The 22,664-nt window shown below is 25.4% G+C and carries 19 protein-coding genes, 1 tRNA gene and 1 pseudogene; 11 read left to right on the plus strand and 10 right to left on the minus strand.

Annotated elements, in window-relative coordinates; genetic code table 4:
• The 6 genes and pseudogenes from N8G13_RS00600 to N8G13_RS00625 form a co-directional block, all read right to left on the minus strand.
• On the minus strand, positions 1–987 hold the full coding sequence (locus N8G13_RS00600) for a carbohydrate ABC transporter permease (protein WP_262289016.1): 987 nt from the start codon (positions 985–987) through the stop codon (positions 1–3).
• Positions 929–2,008: a carbohydrate ABC transporter permease gene (locus N8G13_RS00605; RefSeq protein ID WP_262289017.1), complete on the minus strand. Its 1,080-nt coding sequence runs from the start codon at positions 2,006–2,008 to the stop codon at positions 929–931. The genes N8G13_RS00600 and N8G13_RS00605 overlap by 59 nt, the downstream gene beginning before the upstream one ends.
• Entirely contained in the window at positions 2,008–3,732 is a 1,725-nt protein-coding gene (locus tag N8G13_RS03310; protein ID WP_391510156.1) for an ATP-binding cassette domain-containing protein, read from the minus strand. Before N8G13_RS03310 ends, N8G13_RS00605 begins: the two co-directional genes overlap by 1 nt.
• A 78-nt stretch (positions 3,733–3,810) precedes the next feature.
• Positions 3,811–4,239 (minus strand): annotated as a pseudogene (locus N8G13_RS03320) (ATP-binding cassette domain-containing protein); the annotation flags it as partial.
• A 10-nt stretch (positions 4,240–4,249) separates the two neighbouring features.
• Positions 4,250–5,149 (minus strand): thermonuclease family protein, encoded by a 900-nt coding sequence (locus N8G13_RS00620; protein ID WP_262289018.1) that lies wholly within the window; start codon positions 5,147–5,149, stop codon positions 4,250–4,252.
• A gap of 4 nt (positions 5,150–5,153) precedes the next feature.
• Positions 5,154–7,253, minus strand: a complete 2,100-nt coding sequence (locus N8G13_RS00625; protein WP_262289019.1) for a P68 family surface lipoprotein — start codon at positions 7,251–7,253, stop codon at positions 5,154–5,156.
• Between the two features lie 227 nt (positions 7,254–7,480).
• Between N8G13_RS00625 and N8G13_RS00630 the strand changes: the two genes are divergently transcribed.
• The 7 genes from N8G13_RS00630 (at position 7,481) to N8G13_RS00660 (ending at position 13,745) form a co-directional block, all read left to right on the plus strand.
• Positions 7,481–8,458: a DHH family phosphoesterase gene (locus tag N8G13_RS00630; protein WP_262289020.1), complete on the plus strand. Its 978-nt coding sequence runs from the start codon at positions 7,481–7,483 to the stop codon at positions 8,456–8,458.
• Positions 8,442–9,431, plus strand: a complete 990-nt coding sequence (locus N8G13_RS00635; RefSeq protein ID WP_262289021.1) for a DHH family phosphoesterase — start codon at positions 8,442–8,444, stop codon at positions 9,429–9,431. Before N8G13_RS00630 ends, N8G13_RS00635 begins: the two co-directional genes overlap by 17 nt.
• Before the next feature lie 131 nt (positions 9,432–9,562).
• Positions 9,563–11,260, plus strand: a complete 1,698-nt coding sequence (gene uvrC / locus N8G13_RS00640; protein WP_262289022.1) for an excinuclease ABC subunit UvrC — start codon at positions 9,563–9,565, stop codon at positions 11,258–11,260.
• Positions 11,261–11,400: 140 nt separating this feature from the next.
• A tRNA-Arg gene (locus N8G13_RS00645) sits at positions 11,401–11,477 on the plus strand.
• 112 nt (positions 11,478–11,589) lie between these two features.
• Positions 11,590–12,573 carry a lipoate--protein ligase gene (locus tag N8G13_RS00650; RefSeq protein ID WP_262289023.1) on the plus strand — a complete coding sequence of 328 codons (984 nt, stop codon included), beginning with the start codon at positions 11,590–11,592 and terminating at the stop codon, positions 12,571–12,573.
• A complete protein-coding gene (locus N8G13_RS00655) occupies positions 12,563–13,342 on the plus strand; it encodes an alpha/beta fold hydrolase (protein WP_262289024.1) in 780 nt (259 codons plus the stop codon). Before N8G13_RS00650 ends, N8G13_RS00655 begins: the two co-directional genes overlap by 11 nt.
• Positions 13,335–13,745 (plus strand): hypothetical protein, encoded by a 411-nt coding sequence (locus tag N8G13_RS00660; RefSeq protein WP_262289025.1) that lies wholly within the window; start codon positions 13,335–13,337, stop codon positions 13,743–13,745. Before N8G13_RS00655 ends, N8G13_RS00660 begins: the two co-directional genes overlap by 8 nt.
• A 29-nt stretch (positions 13,746–13,774) precedes the next feature.
• On the opposite strand, the gene N8G13_RS00665 is transcribed toward N8G13_RS00660, so the two are convergent.
• Both N8G13_RS00665 and eno read right to left on the minus strand, forming a co-directional pair.
• Positions 13,775–14,056 carry a hypothetical protein gene (locus N8G13_RS00665; RefSeq protein ID WP_262289026.1) on the minus strand — a complete coding sequence of 94 codons (282 nt, stop codon included), beginning with the start codon at positions 14,054–14,056 and terminating at the stop codon, positions 13,775–13,777.
• A 6-nt stretch (positions 14,057–14,062) separates the two neighbouring features.
• The gene (gene eno, locus N8G13_RS00670; protein ID WP_262289027.1) at positions 14,063–15,427 is read right to left on the minus strand and encodes a phosphopyruvate hydratase; all 1,365 of its coding nucleotides are present in this window, start codon (positions 15,425–15,427) and stop codon (positions 14,063–14,065) included.
• Between the two features lie 128 nt (positions 15,428–15,555).
• Here eno and N8G13_RS00675 point away from each other — a divergent pair, with 128 nt between their 5' ends.
• Positions 15,556–16,245 (plus strand): hypothetical protein, encoded by a 690-nt coding sequence (locus N8G13_RS00675; RefSeq protein ID WP_262289028.1) that lies wholly within the window; start codon positions 15,556–15,558, stop codon positions 16,243–16,245.
• Positions 16,246–16,290: 45 nt separating this feature from the next.
• A complete protein-coding gene (tig, locus tag N8G13_RS00680; protein ID WP_262289029.1) occupies positions 16,291–17,622 on the plus strand; it encodes a trigger factor in 1,332 nt (443 codons plus the stop codon).
• Between the two features lie 58 nt (positions 17,623–17,680).
• Here tig and N8G13_RS00685 read toward each other — a convergent pair whose 3' ends face one another.
• Positions 17,681–18,967: a hemolysin family protein gene (locus N8G13_RS00685; RefSeq protein ID WP_262289030.1), complete on the minus strand. Its 1,287-nt coding sequence runs from the start codon at positions 18,965–18,967 to the stop codon at positions 17,681–17,683.
• Between the two features lie 189 nt (positions 18,968–19,156).
• On the opposite strand from N8G13_RS00685, the gene N8G13_RS00690 reads away from it, so the two are divergent.
• Entirely contained in the window at positions 19,157–21,040 is a 1,884-nt protein-coding gene (locus tag N8G13_RS00690) for a ribonuclease J (RefSeq protein ID WP_391510153.1), read from the plus strand.
• Between the two features lie 13 nt (positions 21,041–21,053).
• Here the strand turns inward: N8G13_RS00690 and recO are convergent, their stop codons facing one another.
• Positions 21,054–21,713 carry a DNA repair protein RecO gene (recO, locus tag N8G13_RS00695; protein ID WP_262289032.1) on the minus strand — a complete coding sequence of 220 codons (660 nt, stop codon included), beginning with the start codon at positions 21,711–21,713 and terminating at the stop codon, positions 21,054–21,056.
• Between the two features lie 126 nt (positions 21,714–21,839).
• Between recO and N8G13_RS00700 the strand changes: the two genes are divergently transcribed.
• Positions 21,840–22,604: a hypothetical protein gene (locus N8G13_RS00700; protein WP_262289033.1), complete on the plus strand. Its 765-nt coding sequence runs from the start codon at positions 21,840–21,842 to the stop codon at positions 22,602–22,604.
• Positions 22,605–22,664: the final 60 nt, after the last annotated feature.

Consider the following 22,664-nt stretch of genomic DNA (forward strand, 5'->3'; position numbering starts at 1 on the left):
TTATCCTTTTGTGGCTTGACCTTGTCTTGAAATAGCATTCATAATACGTTTTCTAAAGAAGAAATAAGTTATGAACATAGGTAAAATTACTAAAATTACTGCTGCCATACGAATGTTTATAAATACACGTGAAACTTCAGTTTCTGTACTTTTTCCAGTTGTAAATAGTCATAAGTTTAAAACGCTATAACCATTATTATTTGATCCACTTAAAATTAAACTTGGTCAAATAAAACTGTTTCATGCTGCAAAAGCTGTAAGAATTCCAACTGTTCAGGTTGTTGCTTTAACCATAGGAATTGCTACTTTAACAAAGAATTTAAATTCACTTGCACCATCAATCATAGCACTTTCTCTTACTGAATCAGGAATTGCTTCAAATGCATTTCTATACATAAAACCAGAAAATACTGAAGCAACAAATGGCATAGATAGTGAAACTAATTGCATTGGTCCAGATTGTCATCCTAATGTTACTGCTATTTTATATTGTCCAGATAATAAAGCTACTTCTGGTAATACTAATAAACTTAAAAATAACAATCATGAAGCATTTTTAAATTTTCATTTTCTCAAACTAAATGCATAACCAAATGTTATACTGAAGAATATTTTTCCTACAACACTTATTGCAGTTACACCAGCTGTCATAACTAGTGATTTAAAATATCCTGATTGAAAAGCTTGTTTAAAGTTTTCAAAATGTAAACTTAGTCCATCTCCTTCAAATTTTTTAGGATAAATGGGTAAGTTAGAATTATCTGATATCAATACAACTTGTGTGTCAAGTAATGACATAGAAATCATAAAATAGAATGGGAATAGGATTAATAATCCAAAAAATACGAACACAAAAAATTTAAAGAAGAATCCAAGTAAGTTTCCAATTAAATTCGCTGTTTCAACTTGTTTTGAAATTTTTTCTTGTTTAGAAGCTAAAGATTTTTTTAGATACTTTTCTTTTATTCATAATTTTGTTCGAAACATTTTTAACTCCTAAATTTATACTGATATTGTATGTAATTGTTACTAATCGTCTTAATGTAAATGAAATAAATACTCCTAAAACAAATAAAACAAGTGACGCAGCTGCTGCTAGGTGTACATCTTCACGCACAAAGTAGAAGATGTATAACATAATACTTGATCCTCCATTATGGAATCCTTCTAAAGCATTATTATTAAATAAGGCTAATGGGAATATCTTGATTCCACCAATAATTCCAATCGTTATTAAAAACGATACTGTTCTTTTTATTGATGGTAAAGTAATTGAGAAAAATTGTTGTAATTTATGAGATCCATCAATACTTGCTGCTTTATACAAACTAGGATTAACAGATAACATAGCTGTTGTTAATAAAAGAATTTGAAAAGCTAAATTACCTCATACCCCTCTAATTAATATAACAACAAAAGCATAAAATGATGAAGTTTCTCCACTAGTTAATCAAGGAATTGGTATTTTTTTATCAATAAGTTGATTAATAAAACCATTTTGAGTATCAAATAAGAAATAGAAAGTAACTGATACTGCTATTCCGCTTGTTACATAAGGAATAAAGAATATGGTTTGGAAAAATCCTCTTAATTTTTTTCTTAAAACGTTTGCGATTGCCGAAGATATAAGTAGTGAAATTACTAGTGATATAGGTAATGCAACAATCGCATAAATGATTGAGTTTCTTACACCTGCTACAAATCATTTATCTGCTTCATATGTTTGTGTTACACCATCTGAAGTAAATGTTCCTCCAAATAATTTAACGAAGTTACCATGACTTAATTCTAAATTACCAGCATTAAAGCTATTTCTTTGAATTAAGAAAGCATCCATAATAACTAATATAAAAGGTATTAATGTAAATAATAATATTGTCAATAATGACGGTAAAATCAATATAAAAGGTTTGTAAAAAGGTTGTTTTTGATTTATTACGCTAGCCGCATTGTAATGTTTTTTAATACGGTATTTTTTAATAAATCTTAATTTAATTCAACTAAGCATTATTGTTCAACTCTTTGTGTGGTTTTTATATCGAATAAGTGTATTTTATCTACATTTTTTAAATTTAGTGAAATTTTTTCACCAATTTCATAGTGATCTTTTTTAGTTAAGTAAACATTAGCTAATACATTTAAATCATCTAAATAAATTTGTGATTGAATTTCTTTTCCTAAATATTCTACGGTTTTTAGGGTACCATTAATAATTCCATTTTTAGCTTCAACTAATGTTTCCCCTCTAAATCCAACTTTAATTTTGTCATTTTTATAATTTTTAAGCTCTAAAATTGGGTTTTTATTAATCATTACTCAGTTATCTTTTACTTCAGCTTCAATAATTGTCATTTCTGGCATACCAAGGAATTTTGCAACAAATTCATTTTTAGGTTTTTCATATAATTCCATTGGTGTTCCTAATTGTTGAACTAAAGCGGTTGACATACAAATTATTCTGTCACTAATTGACATAGCTTCCTCTTGGTCGTGAGTAACAAATACTGTTGTAATACCACTTTCTCTTTGTAAATCACGTATTCACTTTCTTGTTGAAATACGCAATTTAGCATCTAAGTTACTTAGTGGCTCATCTAAAAGTAAAATTTTAGGTTTTTTAACAATTGCTCTAGCTATCGCAACACGTTGTTGTTGTCCACCACTTAATTGTGTTTGTCTTTTAATTAAGTTTTTAGTTATATCAACTCTACGTGCAACTTCTAAAACATCACGGTTAATTGCTTCAGAAATAGTAACTATTTCTTTTGCAAGTTCTTTTATTTCTGTTTGTAAGTCAGAAGGTAATTTTGTTTGCAATTCAGTAATTTTTGAACTAAATGTTAAAGCTTTAATATTTTCTTTTTCAAAAATTGGATTAAATAAGTTAATAATAGATGTTTTGTATTTTTGTTTAATATCTTTTTTTATTAAATTATTACGTTTTTGTGTTTCTTTAATTTTTGAATTAATTTCATGTTTACGTGATAAAAGTGAGTCAGCGTGATACATTTTTTTTGCTGCATTAAGCTCTAATTTGTTTCTTAGTGAAACTATTTTATATTCTAATTTGTAAATATTTTCTAGAGTATTTTGATAAACACCATACATTCTAGAACTTAGAATATCATTTGAATTAATTTTGTCAAAATCTGCAAATGCTTTTACTAATAATTGTTCAATATTGTCTTTTAATGTTTTAAATTTAGTTTTTAATTCAGATAATCTTGTATTTTGTATTTCAAATAATTTATTTATATTTGCACTATATACTAATGATTTTTGATAATTTAAGTAACGTTTATTTAAACATTTTAAAACACATTTTGTTTCTTTTGTTAAATTGTAATTTTGTTTATTTTCAAGAGCTAGTTCTTTAGTTTCCTTGTTTGATTTTAATTTAAAATCTTTAAATTCAACATCTCTTAATTTTGTTTCTTCTTTTGAAAAGTTATCTGAGTAACTTGAAAATTCCGCTAATAAAGTATTAATATTTTTTTCAATATTTAAATATCTTTTATCTGTTTTAAAATCAATAAATGATTTAGAAACTTTTAAATTTGTTTTTAAGGTATTTATATTTTGAATTAATTCTTTTGTTAATTTATTACCTTGAGCTAGTTTTTTAGCTTCTAGTCTTGAAATTTCATTTGTTGAATGTTCAGTAATATCATTTTTTTGACTTTTTAATTCTAATAAATATTTATAACCTTCTTTAGGGTTATCAATAGTCATAAAGAATTGTTTTTGTAGTTCTGATAGTTCTTCTTCTGAAACAGTATAGTGTTTTAAAATTAACTCATATATTTTGTGTTGTGCGCGACGAGAATTTTCAATTGTTTCTGCTTTTCAATGTTCATCATTTGCAAGAGGAAAAGCAATATTGTCATAAACAGTCATATGAGGATATAATGCATAATTTTGAAATACTAAACCTAATTCTCTTTGTTGTGGTGAGTATTTAGTTACATCAATTCCACTAAAGAAAATCTTTCCACTTGTTGGTTTTAATAGACCACTAATTGCATTTAAGGTTGTCGATTTACCTGAACCACTAGGTCCTAGTAAAGTAACTAATTCACCTTTATTGATTGAAAAAGAAACATTATCAACAGCAATAGCATCGCCAAAATCAATAACTAAATCTTTGATTTCAATTGCAGGGGTTGATTTTTTATTTTCAAAACGCTCTTGAGCATATTGAAACATTTTTTCTTGATGTTCTTCAATAAAATCAGCCATTTTTTCTCCTTTATTTATTATTCTTTTCTAAAAATTTAAATATATTATTTTCTTCATTTACTGCTTCTCTATTATTTAATAGTGAAGGTAAATACATAAATCTTGATAAAACATCCCCATGAGAACCATAGACAGCTTCTTGAAGTTCTAATGGTGTTTTGAATTTTTCATAAAATGCTTTGTTATTTAAAACTGCATGATTTGCAGCATATGCAAAATCCTTTAAAAATAATCCAGGGATTGAATCTTTTTGTTTTTTTGAATATTCAGATTTAAAACTATTAATATCTACAAGTGTCATTCTAGATAATGTAAATCCATCTTTTAACATTTGGAATTCAAAACATTTTTCAAAATTATCTCCAAAAAATGTAATTCCAGTTCTTCTATCATAAGTAGAACCACTTGGGAAAAAGTATGTTCTTACTGCTTTTCCTAAAATTAAACTTTTAGCATGTTCGGTATCTCTATCAGAATATTCTTGTTCTAAATCAGATACATTAGGTGTATGAACAGATTTTGTTTCTGGTGTATCAATTCCTCAAGAACGAATTTTTTGACTAACAACATTTCCAGATTCATCTTTGTATTCTAGTAAATATGTATCGCCATCATAAACTTGAACAACAGTTCCTTCAACTGGTTTAAATTGTTCTCAATATGTTAATTCTTTTTTTACTTTTTTTGTTTTAAAAAAATCTTCTCACACTTCAACGGTAATAGTTTCATTTAATTTTTTACCAATATTTTCATCAAAATCTAACTTTATTTCTTCTCTAAATTGCCGATCACTTGATTCTTTATCTTTATTTTCATAAGAACAAGAAACTGCGGTTGTTAAAAAACAAACAAAAGCTGAAATAGCTAATGTTGATAAAATAAGTTTATTTTTTATTTTTTTGAATTTCATTTTATTATTTTAAAGTTTCTTTAATTTTGCTTACAAATTGTTCAAATGTAAAATCTTGATTTTGAACAGCTTTATCAAATGCTGCTCTAGATGCTGATTCAAGTGCATTTCTTAATGTTTGTGATTTAGGAGCTGCAACGTCTTCAACAATTTTATTTACAGCTGGTGTATTAGAAATAGCTTGAAGATTTTTAAATAATAATTTATTCGCAGTGTTTAATTCTAATGTTTGTAGATCTTTTGCTAACAAGTCTTTTGATGGAACTACGTATGAACCAAAGTCTGCTAAAACTTCGATAGGTGTTTGATTTGTATAAGTTTTTGTAGAAGTTTTGCTTTCTGGAATTTCAATAGTTTCTGTTTTATTTGTTAATAATCATTTAACAAATTGTGTTGTACTTTTATCTTCTTCTGCATTAGCATGAATTCCAATAATTGATGGTCCTTGTAATGTAAATTGGCTTGTTGTAGAATCTTTTTTAAATTTTGAAGGAGCGTTTAAAAATGCTGCTTCATTTTCTTGTAATGTTTTTTCTTTTGGTAAATCAACAACATTAACTAATGAAGTTGGTAAGAAGAAATGATCAAAGAATTTTTTACCTTTTTGTCCTAATTTTCCAATTTTAATTGCACCTTCTAAGATAATTGATTTATCTTTTGAAACTTTGTATACTACCTTCCCATTTTCTTCTTTAAGTTTATTATCTGAAGTTAAAACCCCGCCAATTGAACTTGCTGTTAAAGTATTTAATTTTTCAACTGTTGTTGTATCACCTGCTTCAGTTCCAAGGTCATATTTTCCATCAGCATCTGTTAATGGTCTAGCATATAAATTGTTAACATGCTCTGAACCATCTTTAATTGTAAAAATTGAATCTGCCTTAGATGTATTTTTTTCTCCTAGTAAGTTAGCATATTGAATTGAACCTTTTATTGCTAGATTTTTATTAAAATCAAATGTTACTTTTTCTCCTTTAACAAAGTTGTATGTATATCCAGCTGTTGAACCGATACTCATAGCCATTTTATGTGTTGTTAAAGTTGATGATCCATATGATCCTGACCCACCAATAAATAATGCTTTTGTAGCAATTGCTTGTTTAATAGCATTATAGATTTCTTCTAATCTTTGGTATTCTTTTGTTCCTGGTGTTGTTAAAGCATTGAAGTCAAATCCACCATCTCTTTGGTTGTTGTCGTCCTTAACAATTAATGATCCGTCAGCTGAGTTATTTAGTGAAGCTGCCATTACAAATGTTGCATTTGGAAATGAATCTAACCCTATTACATAATTATTATTATTTGCATATAAACTTTTTGCTAATGTTGCAAATTTTAATAAATCAACATAGTTATCAAGCATTGTTTTTGAAATTACATAACCACTTATTGCAGATTTAGCTGTTTCTAAGTCTTCCCCAGTTGTTTTTCCTGAAGCTCATTCTGAGTCAATATAATCATGTTCTGCTTTAAATTGAGCATTTGTATATTGATTAATAAATTCATTTGCTCATTCTTTTGAATCTTCTGCTATTGTTGCTCCATTATCTTGTAATTCTTTTAGGAATTTTCCAAATAATGCTTTGTCGATTGAATTCATTTCTCCAGATCTTGTTGTTGGAATAACTAGATATTCTCCATTTTTATTTCCAGCAATACTTGAGTTGATAGCTGTAAATTCTGTACTGAATACGTTATCTATTTCTGTTTTAATAGTGTTGAAGCTTAAATTCATGTCATATTTAGCAATTTTGGAAGCTACAGTTGGATAGTTAATCATTAAGTTAAAGAATGTTGATTTATCTTTAGCTGCTAATTTTGCTTCTCATTCATTATCTGAATAACCTTTTGCACTAGTGATAATTTCAACCGGCATAAATCCAGGTTCATTTTTTTGTGACTCGTTGTATTTTTCTACAACAGCTTTTAAAGCTATTCCTTGTTTATTTGTTTCAGATCAAGAAGATAAAATTTTAATCTTTCCATCATTTACTTGGTCAAAACGTGTTTCTTTAGTACATGATGCTGCAAGTAGAGGAGCAGCTAATAAAGTTGCTAATCCTAATCCAGCAATAACTGAAAGAATTTTTTTATTTTTTCTCATAATTTCTCCTAAATATGTAATAAAAAAACGCGATTTTAAAAGAGAAGTTAAACTTCCATTTTTAAAAATGCGTTTATTTTTTTATTGTTTGTTTTTGTGTTCATAATGTTATATTTAAATTGTAATACATTTGATAAATTTTTGAAAATATTTTTTATATTAATATAATAAATATATAATTTTAAAACAAATGAGTATTTTAAATAAAATAAAATTAAGGAGGAAATATGGCTAAAAATACTTATAAAATTGCTGTTGAAGCAATTAATGAAGCTAAAAATATTTTTATATTTCACCATATTAGACCAGACGGCGATTGTCTTGGATCTCAATTTGGATTAGCAGAACTAATAAAAACAAACTTACCTGATAAAAACGTTTATGTAATTGGAGATAGTAAAAATATTTTTCCATTTATGAATTTTAAACATGACAATATAAATGAAATTCCAACAGAACACTTAGAAAATTCATTAGCAATAGTGGTTGATGCTAACTCAAGTAATCGAATTCAAGATGCCGATTTAATAGTTAATAAAACATTTACTAAAACTTTAAGAATTGATCATCACCCAGTTGAGCCAGATATAAATTATGATTACACTTGAGAAGATGCTGAATATGCAGCTTCTGGAGAACAAATTGCATACATAGCAATGCAAGAAAATTGAAAAGTGACAGACAAAGCAGCTAGATATTGTTATTTAGCAATTAATACAGATAGTGGAAGATTCAATTTTCATAGTGTTATAAAAAGAACTTTTGATGTTGTTTCTTATTTACACCAAGACAATGGATTTAGTGTTTGAGATGTAAACTTTCCACTTGCAAAACGCGACGAAAGAAAAGTTCGTTTCATGGCTTATGTATTATTAAAATTTAAATACGAAAAAGAAGTTTCTTATTTTTATGTTACAAAGAAAATTCAGAAAAAATTTGGTTTAAATGAAGATGAAGCTAATGATGTAAATATATTATCTAACATTGGTGATACAAAAATCTGAGTGTTTTTCATTGACATGAATAACGGAGATATTAGAGTAAGAATAAGATCAAATGGAATATGAATAAACCACATCGCTCAAAAATGAAGAGGTGGTGGACATGAATTAGCAAGTGGTGCAATGTTAAAATCAAAATCAGAAATGAAATTAATAATAAAAGATTTACAAGATGAAATTATTAAACATGCAACTAACAAATAAACAACTTGAGATATACAAAAACATTGAAACCAAAATTAAACAATTTGATAATATAATAATTTTTCACCACATTAGACCTGATGGAGATTGTTTAGGTTCACAATTTGGACTAAAACACTTAATTTTAGAAAATTTTGAAAATAAAAACGTGTATACAATTGGTGATAGTAAGGGGATATATAGTTTTTTAGACTTTGATTTTGACAAATTACCAGAAGAAAAAATACCTAATTCACTAGCTATTATAGTAGATGCTAATTTTAAAGAAAGATTAGAGTGTCGTAAATATTTAGATAATAATTATTTTGATGAAGTTATGAGAATAGATCATCACCCAAATGATGATGACTTAGATGCTTCACTTGTTTATGTTGATCCTTTAAGTCCGGCAGCTGCACAAATAATTACTGAAATTGCATACGCATTGAACTGAAAAGTTAATGCAAAAGCTGCAACTTACTTATTTTTAGGAATTTATACAGATAGTGTAAGATTAACAACTAATTTAACTAATTCTCATTCTTTAAATTTAGTTGCTAATTTATGAAAAGATGGAGCTCAAAAAGATTTAATTTTTGAAAATCTTCAAAAAAAATCTTTAAAAGATATACAAATTGAAGCTTTTATTCACTCAAATATGAAAATAAATAATAAGGTTGTAAGTTTCTATTTTGACCTGGAAACACAAAAGAAATTTGGTATTTTAGACCCACTACAGGCAAATAGACCTTATACCTTAGCAAATATAGATGACAATAGAATATGAGTATTTTTTACTCAGGAAGCTAAAAATCAAATTCGTTGTGAATTTAGATCTAATGGGCCAAGAGTAAGAAATGTTGCTGTTAAATGAGGTGGTGGTGGACACCATAGAGCAAGTGGTGCTCAAATTTATGATGCAAACTTAATAGATCAAATCATAAAAGATTGTGAAGCTGAAATATTAAATCTTGCAGATTATGATAATTTATAAAAAAATGAGGGGTTTTCCTCATTTTTGTTTTTAATTTTAAAAAAATGGCTACGGCACCGTATACTTCCTAACCTAGTCTTATAGATGCATTATAACAAAAAATATTTTTTAAAAACACATATAATTTTTTTATGACAATAGAAGATTTAGATGTTGTACCTAATAAAACGGGTGTTTATTTTTGGCTAAATAAATGAAATGAAATAATTTATATAGGTAAAGCAAAAAATTTACAAAAACGAATGAAACAATACTTTTTAGGTTCAATAAATAGCTACAAAACTACAAAACTTGTAGAAGAAATTGCAAGTTTTGAATTTAATATTTTTGCAAACGAAAAAGAAGCGCTTATTTTTGAACAACTATCAATTCAAAAACATAAACCAAGATATAACATTTTGTTGCTAGATGATAATAAATACCCTTATTTAAAAATAAAAATTTTAGATAAAAAACTACTGATTCAAAGAGCTTTTTATTATAAAAAAGAGCCTAATGCTATATATTATGGACCTTTACCTCTTGGATATGGAGTAACGGATTTAAAAAAATATTTTGAATCTAAATATTTGTATAAAAATGGCTTAAAAATTGAACATTTTAGTCAAGAATATCTTAAACAAGTTTTTTTAGAAATTAAAGAAATATTGCATTTTAAAGATAAAAAGTTTTTATTGGAATTAGAAAATAATATGCAAATAGCTGCTGAAAACTTTTTATTTGAACAAGCCAATATTTACAAGAAAGTGATTGAACTTGTTTCTAAAATGCAAGAAAATCAAGTAATTGAATTGCAAAATTACGAAAATTTTGATGCTTTTTTCTTTATAAAAAAAGATACTTACATTGTACTTAGTGTCGCAAATTACCGTTATGGTACACTTTTAAATACTTCAACAACTGCAATACATGAAATTTTTAATTTTGAAGAAACTATTAACTCTTTTTTAAATGTTTATTATTTAAAAAATGAAATACCAGAAACAGTGCTTTTTACACATGACATAAAACAATTTAACTTAGATATTACACAAAAAACCAAATTAAAATATCCTGAAAAAGGTATTTTTAATAAAATTCTTTTAAATCTTGAACAAAATACAGTAAATAAGGCTGATATTGAAATAAATAAATTAAATATTTTGGAATCAAAAACTATTATAAATATTGAAAAATTAGCAAAAATACTTGAATCAAATTCTTTAAGAGATATTGTAATAATTGACAACAGTCACTTGCAGAACACCAACCCTGTTTCAGCAATTTTAAGAATAATTGATGGTAAATTATACAAAAGCGAAAGAAGATTTTTTAATCTAGAAATAAACGAAAGCCGTAAAGCCGATGTTGAATACATGAAACAAGGAATATCAAAATTTATTAAGTTAAATCCCGATAATATCCCTAATTTAATCATAGTAGATGGTGCTTTTAGTCAAGTTAATGAAATTAAAAAAGTTCTTAATAAATACAATTGGCATTCAAAAGTTATCGGATTAGTAAAAAATGATAAACATAAAACTGATCATATAGTTACTGATTTAAATAAAGTAATAAAAATAACAGATATAGATTTATTTAATTTTTTAGCAAATATACAAATTGAAGTAGATAAGTTTGCTAAACAAAAACATTCTAAAAAATCAAATAGTTCTAGTTTTCAAGGTTTTTTAACACAAATTAAAGGTATTGGAAACAAAACAGAAGAAAAGTTATTATCTTTTTTTGGCTCATACAATAATATTTATAATTCTTCATTTGAACAACTAACAAAAGTAGTGTCAAATGAAATTGCTCAAAAAATTAAAAAATACTTAGAAAATCATTAATAATTAAATTATTTAATATAATAAGTTTTTAGTAAAAAATAAAATATGAGTTAAAATTAACTTCAAAACATTTCAGAATGTTACTTTTTTTAATGTCATAATTTTTTTTGTGCTAAAATATAATTACACAATAAAAAAGTGGTCGCGTAGCTCAGCTGGATAGAGTACGTGCCTTCTAAGCATGTGGTCGTGGGTTCGAGTCCCGCCGCGATCGCCATTTTTTTTATTTTCGGGAACTTTTTATATATTTTTATTTAAATTTTTTGTATTTAATTGTTAAAGAATTATAATTTTATTATTATATATAAATGAAACAAAAAGAGGAAATTATGAAAATATATTTAGGAAAAAGTTTTTCTCCTTATATTACTTTACCTTATGAACAAGCCTTAATGGAAGATACAGAATTAACTGAAGATATAGTTTATTTTTATCAACATGAAAATGCAATTATTATTGGTAGAAATCAAAATGTATTTGAAGAAGTTAAAGTAGATGAATTAGAAAAACACAAAATAGAATTAGCAAGAAGATTAAGTGGTGGTGGAGCTGTTTATCACGATTTAGGAAATATTAATTTCTGTTTTATCACTCAAAAAGATAAAAACCAAAGCTATGAAAAATTCTTAACACCTATTTTAGATTATTTAAAAAGTTTAGGTGTAAATGCTTATTTCAAGGGGCGTAATGATTTAGTTATAGATGATAAAAAATTCTCAGGAAATGCACAATACATTTTAGGAAATAAAATTTGTCACCACGGAACTATATTATTTGATGCAAACTTAGAAAAATTAGGTCAATTTTTAATTCCCTCAAAATTAAAAATGGAATCAAAAGGTATTAAAAGCGCTCGTCAGCGTGTTACAAATGTAATTGACGTACTAGAAAATAGAATTTCAGTTGAAGAATTTATTAAAGGTATGATTAGTTTTTTTGAAAAACATTACAATGGTAAGGTTGAAGAATTACCTGAAAAATACCAACCAAGAGTAAAAGAAATTAGCGATTACGTACAAACAAAAGAATGATTATTTAAAAAACAATTTCCATTTTCAGTTTCAAATGAAGCAAAATATACTACAGGAATACTGAAAGTTAAATATTCAATAAAAGAAGCTCGTTTTGAAAATATAGTATTTGAAGGGGACTTTTTAGCTCTAACCGATCACTCAGAAGTAACTAAAAAGTTAATAAATTCTGAATATAATAAACAAGAAACAAGAAAAATATTAAAGAGTTTTGATAATTTATCTGAAATGTTTGGTGGTTTAGATATCGAAGAAATTATTTTAACTATTTATGGAGAATAATACTTTTATAAATTTATTAGGCGAAAAAATTCATGTTTATGTAGAAAGCACAAATAAAAAAAATAAAGTGTTGCTACTGCATGGATTCAATTCGTCTTTTAATATATATAAAAATTTAATAAATGAAAAAGATCGAAATTTTGATATTGCAACTTTCGATTTTCCGGGCTGTGGATTAAGTTCTTATAATAACAAAATAAATTTAGAGTTGTATAAATTAATAACAATTGAATTTATAAAAAAATACAACTTACAAAATTGTGTAATTATTTCACATAGTTTAGGAGCAATAAGTGCACTAGAAGCACTTAAAAATAATTTTGCTCAATATGCTATATTAACCAGTCCTTTTAATTATTTTTTAAACTTAGAATCATTTATAAAAAATAATACACCTACAAAAGAATTAATAAAAATACAAAAAAATAACAACCAAAACACAGAATTAAAAGCAAAAATAACTAAAAAGCTTGATTTTGCTAAAAATTTAATAAATTCATCTAGGTTTAAGAATTTATTAGCCCAAGAAATGCTAAATAAAAAATATGTTCAAAATCAAGTCAAACCCTTGTATTTTTTATCTGATAAATATTCAATTGTAACTGGAACTATTGATTTAATTGTTCCATTACTAAGTTGTAAACAATTGGCAACAAATACTAATAAAGAGTTACTTACTTTTAAATATTCACATAAATTTTGACAAAATATTTCCAATATGGATTTACAAATTTTAATTGAACTGATAGAAAGGTCTTTTAGTGCTTAATAAAAACTTAAAAAATTGACACAAACACAAAAAAATTCACAAATGATTGTATCTTCTTTTTATTGTAATAATTTTTGTAGAATTTATAAGTTCTATTCTTTTGTTAGCCCTTTTAAAAGTTTCTTCACAATGAATAATTAATATAAGTTTTTTAAGTATTTTTGTTTTAATAATGTCGCTTATTTTATGATTTTTATTTAATTTAATATATGCAAGAAAAAAATTAAAATACTATTACATTTATTTATATTTTTATCATAAAAATATTAATTATATAAATAAATTAAGAGGTTTATATTTTCCTTTTAAATATTTTGAACAAGATTTTTTAGAAACAAAAAATTATTTAAAATTGCTGATAAAAAATAGTGATTTAGAACTTTATAATAAAATGTTTGAATAATAAAAAAAGTGCGAACGCACTTTTTTGTTTTATTTTTCTTTATTTTTTAATAATTCTTGTTTTCTTACTTTTAAATATAAACTAGCAAAAACTATTGTTAAAATACATGTAACAGCACCAACAGTTCCGGTGGTTATATAAGAAATTCTAAGTATGTAGCCTCAAGATAAGGCTCATCCAAATTGATCTCATCCACCTTCACTTTTAGATCCTGAAAACATTATAGCGATTAAAATTATTGTGGTTAGTAATAATATTGCGCTTATAATAGCAAAACTAATAAATAGTTTCTTTAAGGTTGATTTTTTCATTTTATATTACCTCTTTAAATTACTAAAACTTTTTTGTGTATCAAATACAGAATCACTACCTAAAATTTCTTCGATTACTAATAATCTATTATATTTTGCAATTCTATCTGTTCTAGAAAGTGAACCAGTTTTAATTTGTCCAGTGTTAAATGCAACAGCTAAGTCAGCAATTGTTGTATCTTCTGTTTCACCAGATCTATGACTTATAACTGCTGTATATCCATTAGATTGTGCTAATTTAATTGCTTTAATTGTTTCGGTTAATGTTCCGATTTGATTCATTTTAATTAAAGCTGAATTAATTGCTTTATCATTAATTGCCTTTTGAATATATTTTGGATTTGTAACAATTAAATCATCTCCAACTATTTGTACGCGGTTACCAAATTTTGCAACCATCATTTCAAACCCTTTTCAATCGTTTTCACTATGTGAGTCTTCGATTGAAATTATTGGGTATGAATTTATTAATTTTTCATAATAATTAACTAATTCTTCGGTTGTGAAAGTAGATTTATAATTTTTATAATCTTTAAAATTTTCAGGATTTAAATTTTTAGCAAATTCAAATTTTTTAAATGTATAAACTTCTTTATCTTCATTATAAAATTCACTTGCAGCAGCATCTAATGCTATAGCAACTGCATTTTCACCTGAAGTTGCTGGATTATATCCCGCTTCTTTTATTGCTTTTATAATAAAATCTAATGCTTCTTCATGTGTATGTAAATTAGGTGCAAATCCACCTTCATCACCAACTGTTGTATTTTGATTTGCTAATTTTAAAAGTTTTTGTAAAGTATGAAAAACTTTATTAGCAATTTGTAATGATTCTTTAAATGTTTTTGCTCCTAAAGGCATTATCATAAATTCTTGAAAATCTATTGTATTTGCAGCATGCGCACCACCATTTAAAATATTTAACATAGGAAGAGGTAAAGTTTTTGAATCTTTTGTTCCTAGATATTGATATAATTCTATTTTTTTTTCTTGAGCTGCTGCTCTAGCTACTGCTATTGATACTCCTAAAATAGCATTTGCACCTAATTTACTTTTAAATTCTGTTCCATCTAATTCAATCATTTTGTTATCAATTAATTCTTGTTCAAATACATCCATACCGATTATTTCTTTTGCAATAATATTATTTACATTATCAACGGCTTGCATTACACCTTTTGAACCAAATCAATTGTTTGCATATTTAGAATTTTTATCTCTTAATTCTAAAGCTTCTCTAGAACCAGTGCTTGCCCCTGAAGGAACTTTTGCAACTGCTTTAGTATTTTCTGTTTTTAGCTCAACTTCGATAGTTGGATTACCCCTACTATCTAAAATTTCTCGAGCTTTAATGTCTATAATTGAAGGCATTTTTACTCCTTGTTTTTTAATAAATCATTTTTTATTTATTATACTTATATAATATAATATATTTATTATAAACGTATTAAAAAACAATAATATTTAACAAGAATTTAATATTCTTATTAAGGAAACAAATGAATGAACAAGAAGCCAAGGATTTTATAGATAAAATTCAAGAATTAAAAAATAGTGATGCTATTTTAGCTTTATATGATTTACATCAAAAAATAATTAACAATCCTTTATCAAAGCATACTGCTGTATTTAGAGAAATGGAAAGAGATTTAACCATTTTTATATTAAAAGAGTGAGAACAAACCACATCGTCTTTACAAACATATAAAATGATTAAAACTATTCAAAATATACAAATTGATTATTATTTTATGATTATGTATAATCAATTAAAATTAAGAGATTTAAAAGAATTTGCACATGAATTTCAGTATTTTTTCAGTATGGATGAACAAAATGATCTGCTTTTGACATTGATTTATAATTTATTACATTCTCAAAAAATAGATTTTAATTTTAAATTTAATGATTTAATAATAAATCCTTCAAAATTAAAAAATATTGAAGATAATAATGAATTAAAGGAAATAGAAAAGAAAATTCACACCCATTATGAAAAAAATCCAAGTGAAGCAAAAATAGCAATACAAGTATTTAGTAAATATATTACTTCATACTGAATAGATATAATTTTTGAAAAAAATATTATAAGTCCAAAAATCATTGAAAATGTTACTGATTTCTTATTGGGCAAAAAAACAATTGAAGATTTAAATGCACAAGAAAAACAGTTGGCAGAAAAATTTTAAAAATTATTATATAATTTATAAATATCACACATCAAAGGAGTAAAAATGATCGATAGAAAAATTAACAAAGATACTTCAGAATTAGTTATTACTGTTGAAGTTGATAGCAAAATCTGAAAAGAACAACAAGAAAAAAGTTTAAATAAACTACGTAAAGAAGTTCAAGTAAAAGGGTATAGAAAAGGAAAAGTGCCAGCAGAAGTTGCAGATAAACACATTAGTAGTGAACAAGTAAAAGGTGCAGCACTAAAAGGTACTTTAGATGGAGCTATAAAATTAGCAGCAGAAAAAGTTACTGATGACGACTTTGTTTTGGATAGTGCGGAATACCACATTAAAGAAATTTCAGATGATAATATTACAATAGAATTCATATATCCATTACTTCCTGAAATTAAACTAAATGATTATAAGAATTTAAATGTTAAATTAGATAGCATAGAAGTTTCAGAAGAAGATGTCAAAACTCAACTAAAAACCTTACAAACAAAAAACGCTGTTTTATACGAAGTAGAAGAAGAAAAAATTGAAGATGGTGATCGTGTAAACTTTGACTTCAAAGGATTTATTGATGGTGAAGCATTCGACGGTGGAGAAGCTGAAGGATTCCAATTAGAAATTGGATCAAAATCATTTATAGCAGGATTTGAAGATGCTTTAAAACAATTTAAAAAAGGTGATGAAGGCAGTTTTGAAGTTACATTCCCTGAAAATTACCACATGGAACACCTAAGAAACAAAGTTGCAACTTTTAAAGTTAAAATTAACAAAATTGAAAGAGCTCAACTTTCAGAAGTAAATGAAGATTTTATTAAAGAAATAAATATTGAAAACGTTACAACACTTGAAGAATTAAATGATTATTTAAAAGATTTAACAAAACGTGAAAAAATTGAAAAAGCTAAAGAAAAATTCACAACTGAAATATTTAACAAAATCGTTGAAGAATCAGAATATCCATTACCAAGTGCAATTATTCGTAAAGAAATGCAAGCTTACTACAAACGTTTTGAAGATTCATTAAAACAACAGGGTGTTAATGTTGAACAATACTTAGAAGTTACAAAATCAACAAAAGAAAAACTTTCATTAGAAATCAATGCAGAAGTTGTAAGAAACCTAAAAGTTTCATTTACATACACACAATTAGCTAAAGATGAAAATATCAAATTAAATGATGAAGATTATACTTTAGAATACAAAAAATTATCTGATTTATACAAAATGCCTGTCGAAGAAATTGAAAAATACATTACAAAAGAACAAATTCAAATTCCACTAATAAACCAAAAAATTGTTGCTACATTAGCAAAATACAATGATCCAGAAAATTACAAAACATACTTTGGTGATATTTTAGAAACCAAAGCTGAATAATTAAATTGGGAGTATTTCCCAATTTTTTTATAAAAAAATAAGCATATAAATGCTCACTTTATAAAATATTGATTTCATAAATTGTTGTTTGATTAGTTTTACCAGATTTTATTACTTTGAATGAAATTTCTTCTTGATAAATAAATTTTTCTGTTTTGTTTAATTTATGTCCATTTTTAAGGGTTATTCAATTTGCTAATTCCATATCTGATTCTTCATCAGAAAGTTCAATTTCAATTTCAAGTTGTTTGAATAATGTTTTTATATCAACGTCACCATTTGCTCTTGATTTTTCTAATGAAATTTCATATATTTCTTCATCTGTATCGTATTCATCATAAATTTCACCAACTAATTCTTCTAAAATATCTTCAATGGTGATAATTCCTTTTACTTCATCTGAAGTATTATTTTGAGTAACAAATGCCATTTGACTACGATTTAATCTCATCTTTTCTAATGCTTTTGATAAACTCATATTAACCGTAACATTAGGAATTTTTTTAAGATAATTTATAACTTTTCCTTGTTTTAATAAAAATATATCCTTTAATAAAACAATACCAATAAATTTATTATTTTTTCTAATTGGTAAACGAGAATATTGTGTTTCATTAAAAATATTTAAAGCTTCTTTTATATTTGCAGATGATTCAATAAATGAAACATCCTTTAATCTAATGTAGTGGCTTAAAACTTTTGTTGAATCTAAATCTAGTGCATTTTGAGTTAATTTAGCTTCTTTTGTTTCTAAAACTCCCTCATCATTTGCTATATTTAGCATTGATTTTATTTCTTCTTCACTATTTGTAACTAAAACTTTTTTTCCAAGTTTTGAGATAAAGAAAGTAATTGGATAAGTTAAAATGTATCAAAAGTGAATAAAATAAACTGCAAATTTTAAAAATCCGACTGTATGCGACTTTGCAATTAGTTTAGGGAATATTTCACTAAATACCACAATAATTGGTGTTAAAATAGCCGTTGAAATTATAGGAATCAGCTGACTATTTGCACCAATTCATATACCTAAAATATATGAAGTTAGTGCTGATGATCCAATATTTACTAAATTGTTTACAAACAAAATAGTGCTTAGTGTTTGATTAAAAGATAGATAGTGTTTTTTTATTAATTTCGCACCTTTTTCTTTTTTTTCTAACATATTTTCTATTTTTGCTAAATTTAAAGAAGTATATGCTGTTTCTGAACCAGAGATAATTGCAGATGTAATTAATAATAAAATTAAAACAATTAATAATGTAATTTGTAAAAATAAATTGTTATTTGATATTTGCTCAATATTTTCTAATCCATAAAGGTTCTTCGGGGATTCTTCTAACATGTTTTCCTTCATTTTCTAAATAATTTATATTGTAATTATATAAAATAACTTAATTTTTATCAACATAATATTTTAAATTTTTAAAATTGTTTTTTCTTTGTTATAATACTATTATTATTTATAATAATAATTTCTTGTATTTCAAAAAAATAATTAGGAGAAAAAATGATACCAACCAAGTTATGGGGAATGGGCGGATTTCAAGAAATTGGTAAATCAACCCTTGCAATTGAACACAATAACAAAATATTTATATTAGACAACGGAATTAAGTTTCACGATTCTTTTACAACAGGAATAAAAGGTTCTATACCCGACTACACTTATTTAAAAGATAACCAAGAAAAAGTAATGGGTGTTTTCATAACTCATGGTCATGAAGACCATATCGGTGGGATACCATATTTAGTCCAGCAAGTTGATGTAAAACGTATATATGCGCCAAGATTAGCTATACAATATTTAAAATTAAAATTTGCAGATTTTAAAATTAAAGTTAACGTTGAATTTATTGAACTTGAAAGAGATTCTAAATATATTTTTGATGATGTTGTTGTCGATGTTTGAACAGCTCAACACTCAATTCCCGATGCTTTTGGAATAAGATTTACAACACCAAATGGTTCTATTATGTGTACTGGAGATTTCCGTTTTGACTACACACCTATTGGAAACTTAACTGATTTTTCTAAATTAGAACAAATTGGTAATGAAGGGCTTGATATTTTATTAAGTGACTCAACAAATGCAATGAGACCAAACCACTCTCCTTCTGAATCAGATATTTTAAAAGACATAAAAAAACATATGGAAGCCGCAACAAAAAAAGTTATTATAACTGCATTTGCTTCAAATTTAACAAGAGTTAAAGTAATAATAGAGCTTGCTGCAAGTATGAATAAAAAAGTTGTTGCTTTTGGAAGAAGTATGGTTCAAAGTGTTCAAATTGGAAGAAGATTAGGATATATTGATGTTCCTGATGATGTTTTTATTGATAAAAAACAAATTTCTAAATATCAAGACAATGAATTATTGGTTCTAACCACAGGTTCACAAGGTGAAGAAATGGCCGGACTTGCTAAAATGTCAATGTCAAAACATCCACAAATTGATATCAAAAAAGGTGATGTTATTATTTTTAGTTCAAGTCCAATTCCAGGAAATAGATCAAAAATTGAATTATTAGTTAACAGACTTTATAAATTAGGTGCAATAATAAAAGAAAATGGTGTTGATGGTTATTTACATACATCAGGTCACGCTTACAAAGATGAACACAAAACTATTTTTAAATTAACAAAACCTAAGTATTTTATGCCTTATCATGGTGAGTATAGAATGAGTGTTGTTCATGGTTACACAGCAACTGAATGCGGTGTTAAAAAAGAAAATGTTGTTATTGCAAAAATGGGTGAAGTATATCAATTATTAGATCATAAGTTAAGTTTAACTGATCAAAGAATTCATATCGGACCGGTATTTATTGATGGTGAAATTGTTTCAAAAATTAATTCAAATATTTTAAAAGAAAGAATGGAATTAGCTGCAAATGGATTTGTACACGTAATTGTTGCTATTAATAAAGAAAAAAATATAATTTTAGGAAAACCTAGAATTGTAAGTCGTGGTGCTTTTTATGTAAAAAATTCTACTGAATTAGTTGATGAAGCTAAAAGATTAGTTCACTCTGCTATTTTATATACAATAAGAAACAAAAAAGACTGAACTATTCCCGAATTAAAACAATTAATAAAAGATAGATTAGAGCCTTTCTTTTACAAGGAAAAAAGACGTAATGTAGTTGTTGTTTCAACAATACTAATGGCCGATGGATTAAAAAAACAAATAAATAACACTTCAAAAAATAATAAAACAAAAACAACAAAAGATACAAAACTAAAACAAACAAAACCCAAAACCAAAAAAGTTACTAAAAAAGTTGATGAAACAAAAACAGAAACAAAAAAACTCAAAACAAAGAAACCTAAAACAGAGAAAAAGGTTTCAAAAACTAAAAACCCAAAAGTTAAAAACAATAAAGCTGTAGATAAAAAACCAAAGGAAAAATCATAAAATCCTTTGGTTTTTAAATATAAGTGTTTTCTTCTAAAAAGTTTCAAAGTTCTTCAAATATTTGTCTGATATAAGATTTGTTAAAATTTGCTTGATAATCATCAAAATCTTTGTTTAAAAAATAAACCGACTTTAAATATTCTATTTCTTTTGTTTTATTTGAGTGTTTAAAACATAAATATCCACCTTGATAAAACTCAAAATCTATTATGTTATCTTTTCTTTGGCAAACTACACACCCTTTATAGTTGGGATAAATTCCAAAACAATGTAGTGACTGATTTAAAATATATAAAAATATTTTGTAGTCATTACCATGGCCAAATAAATTAAACAAATGAAAACAAGTATCCGTCACTAAATAAAAATTTTCTTTTACAGCATTTAATAGTTTTAAAAGATTTATAACCACTCTTTTGTCAGTATCTAAATTAAAAAAAATTAGTGTGTTGGCTTTTTTAAGTTTAGATACTTTTGTTGCAAGTCTAGCTTCAAAAATTTCTACTTCTATAAGATTTAAAAGTTGTAAAGCAACTCTATTTTTTGATAATGGTTTTTGTGTTCCTTTTGCTAAAAAAGTTATTTTTTTAGAAGGTGTTAATATTGTTACTATTTCATCTGCATCAGCATACAGTTGTTTATTTATTACAATGCCTCTATATATTTTTTCCATACATAAATTATAAAAAGAAAAAAATATAATTTTATTTATTATAATTTTATTAACATGAAATCAGTTAAACGCACATTACTTTACTACCGTATAATCATGCCAATTTTATGAGTTGGTATTTTTTCTATGTGAATAATTTTATATTTTGAGCCCGCTTTTGTTGAAACACCATTTTCAACTGCAATGACTCCATTTTTAGTATTGTTACTGTGATTTTGTTATAAAATACTAAAATTGACTAAATATAAAAGAACATTAGAGATGTATTATATTCAAAAACTTTATCATAAAAAACATAATAAATTTCTTGCTTTTTATGTGAAGTTGTTAATTGGATGATATGAATACGACAAATTAATCAGTGAAATAAATAATTATCAATCACTAGAAAAAATTATTGATAATTATTCAAAATACACAAAACAAGAAGAATTATTCAAAACAAAAAAATTAAATAATAGTACTATAGAAACAAATTTATATAAATCAAAAGTTTTATATAAAGCATGTATTGTCTTAAGTTGAACATTTTTATTAATTCCATTTTTATATTTGTTATTTACAATTGCAGTTTTTGGTTTTTTAGCTCCACTTGAAGAAAATATTGTTAAAACAAACAAACCTTATAACTATATAATGCACTGAGTAATTCCAAGTATTATGACAGCTGTGATACTTGTTAAAAAAATTTTAGTTAAATATGTATTTGTGAAATATTATTTACTATACATTTATTCAGTATATACAAAAGAAAATCAAGAATATCTTTTACATCTTTGAAGATTTAAAAATGATGAGTTTTTGGTATTTGTTAAAAATATTAAATTAAACCGCAGCACAAAAACAATTGCTGGTGAAATATATTTTTTAAATAAAAAAATTACTCTTTAATCAGGACACGAATTCTTGTCCTGATTTTTAATTAAAAATCAGCACTATAAAATGCTGATT

The sequence above is a fragment of the Mycoplasma zalophi genome (genome assembly GCF_025486335.1).
Classification (GTDB): domain Bacteria; phylum Bacillota_I; class Bacilli_A; order Mycoplasmatales; family Metamycoplasmataceae; genus Metamycoplasma; species Metamycoplasma zalophi.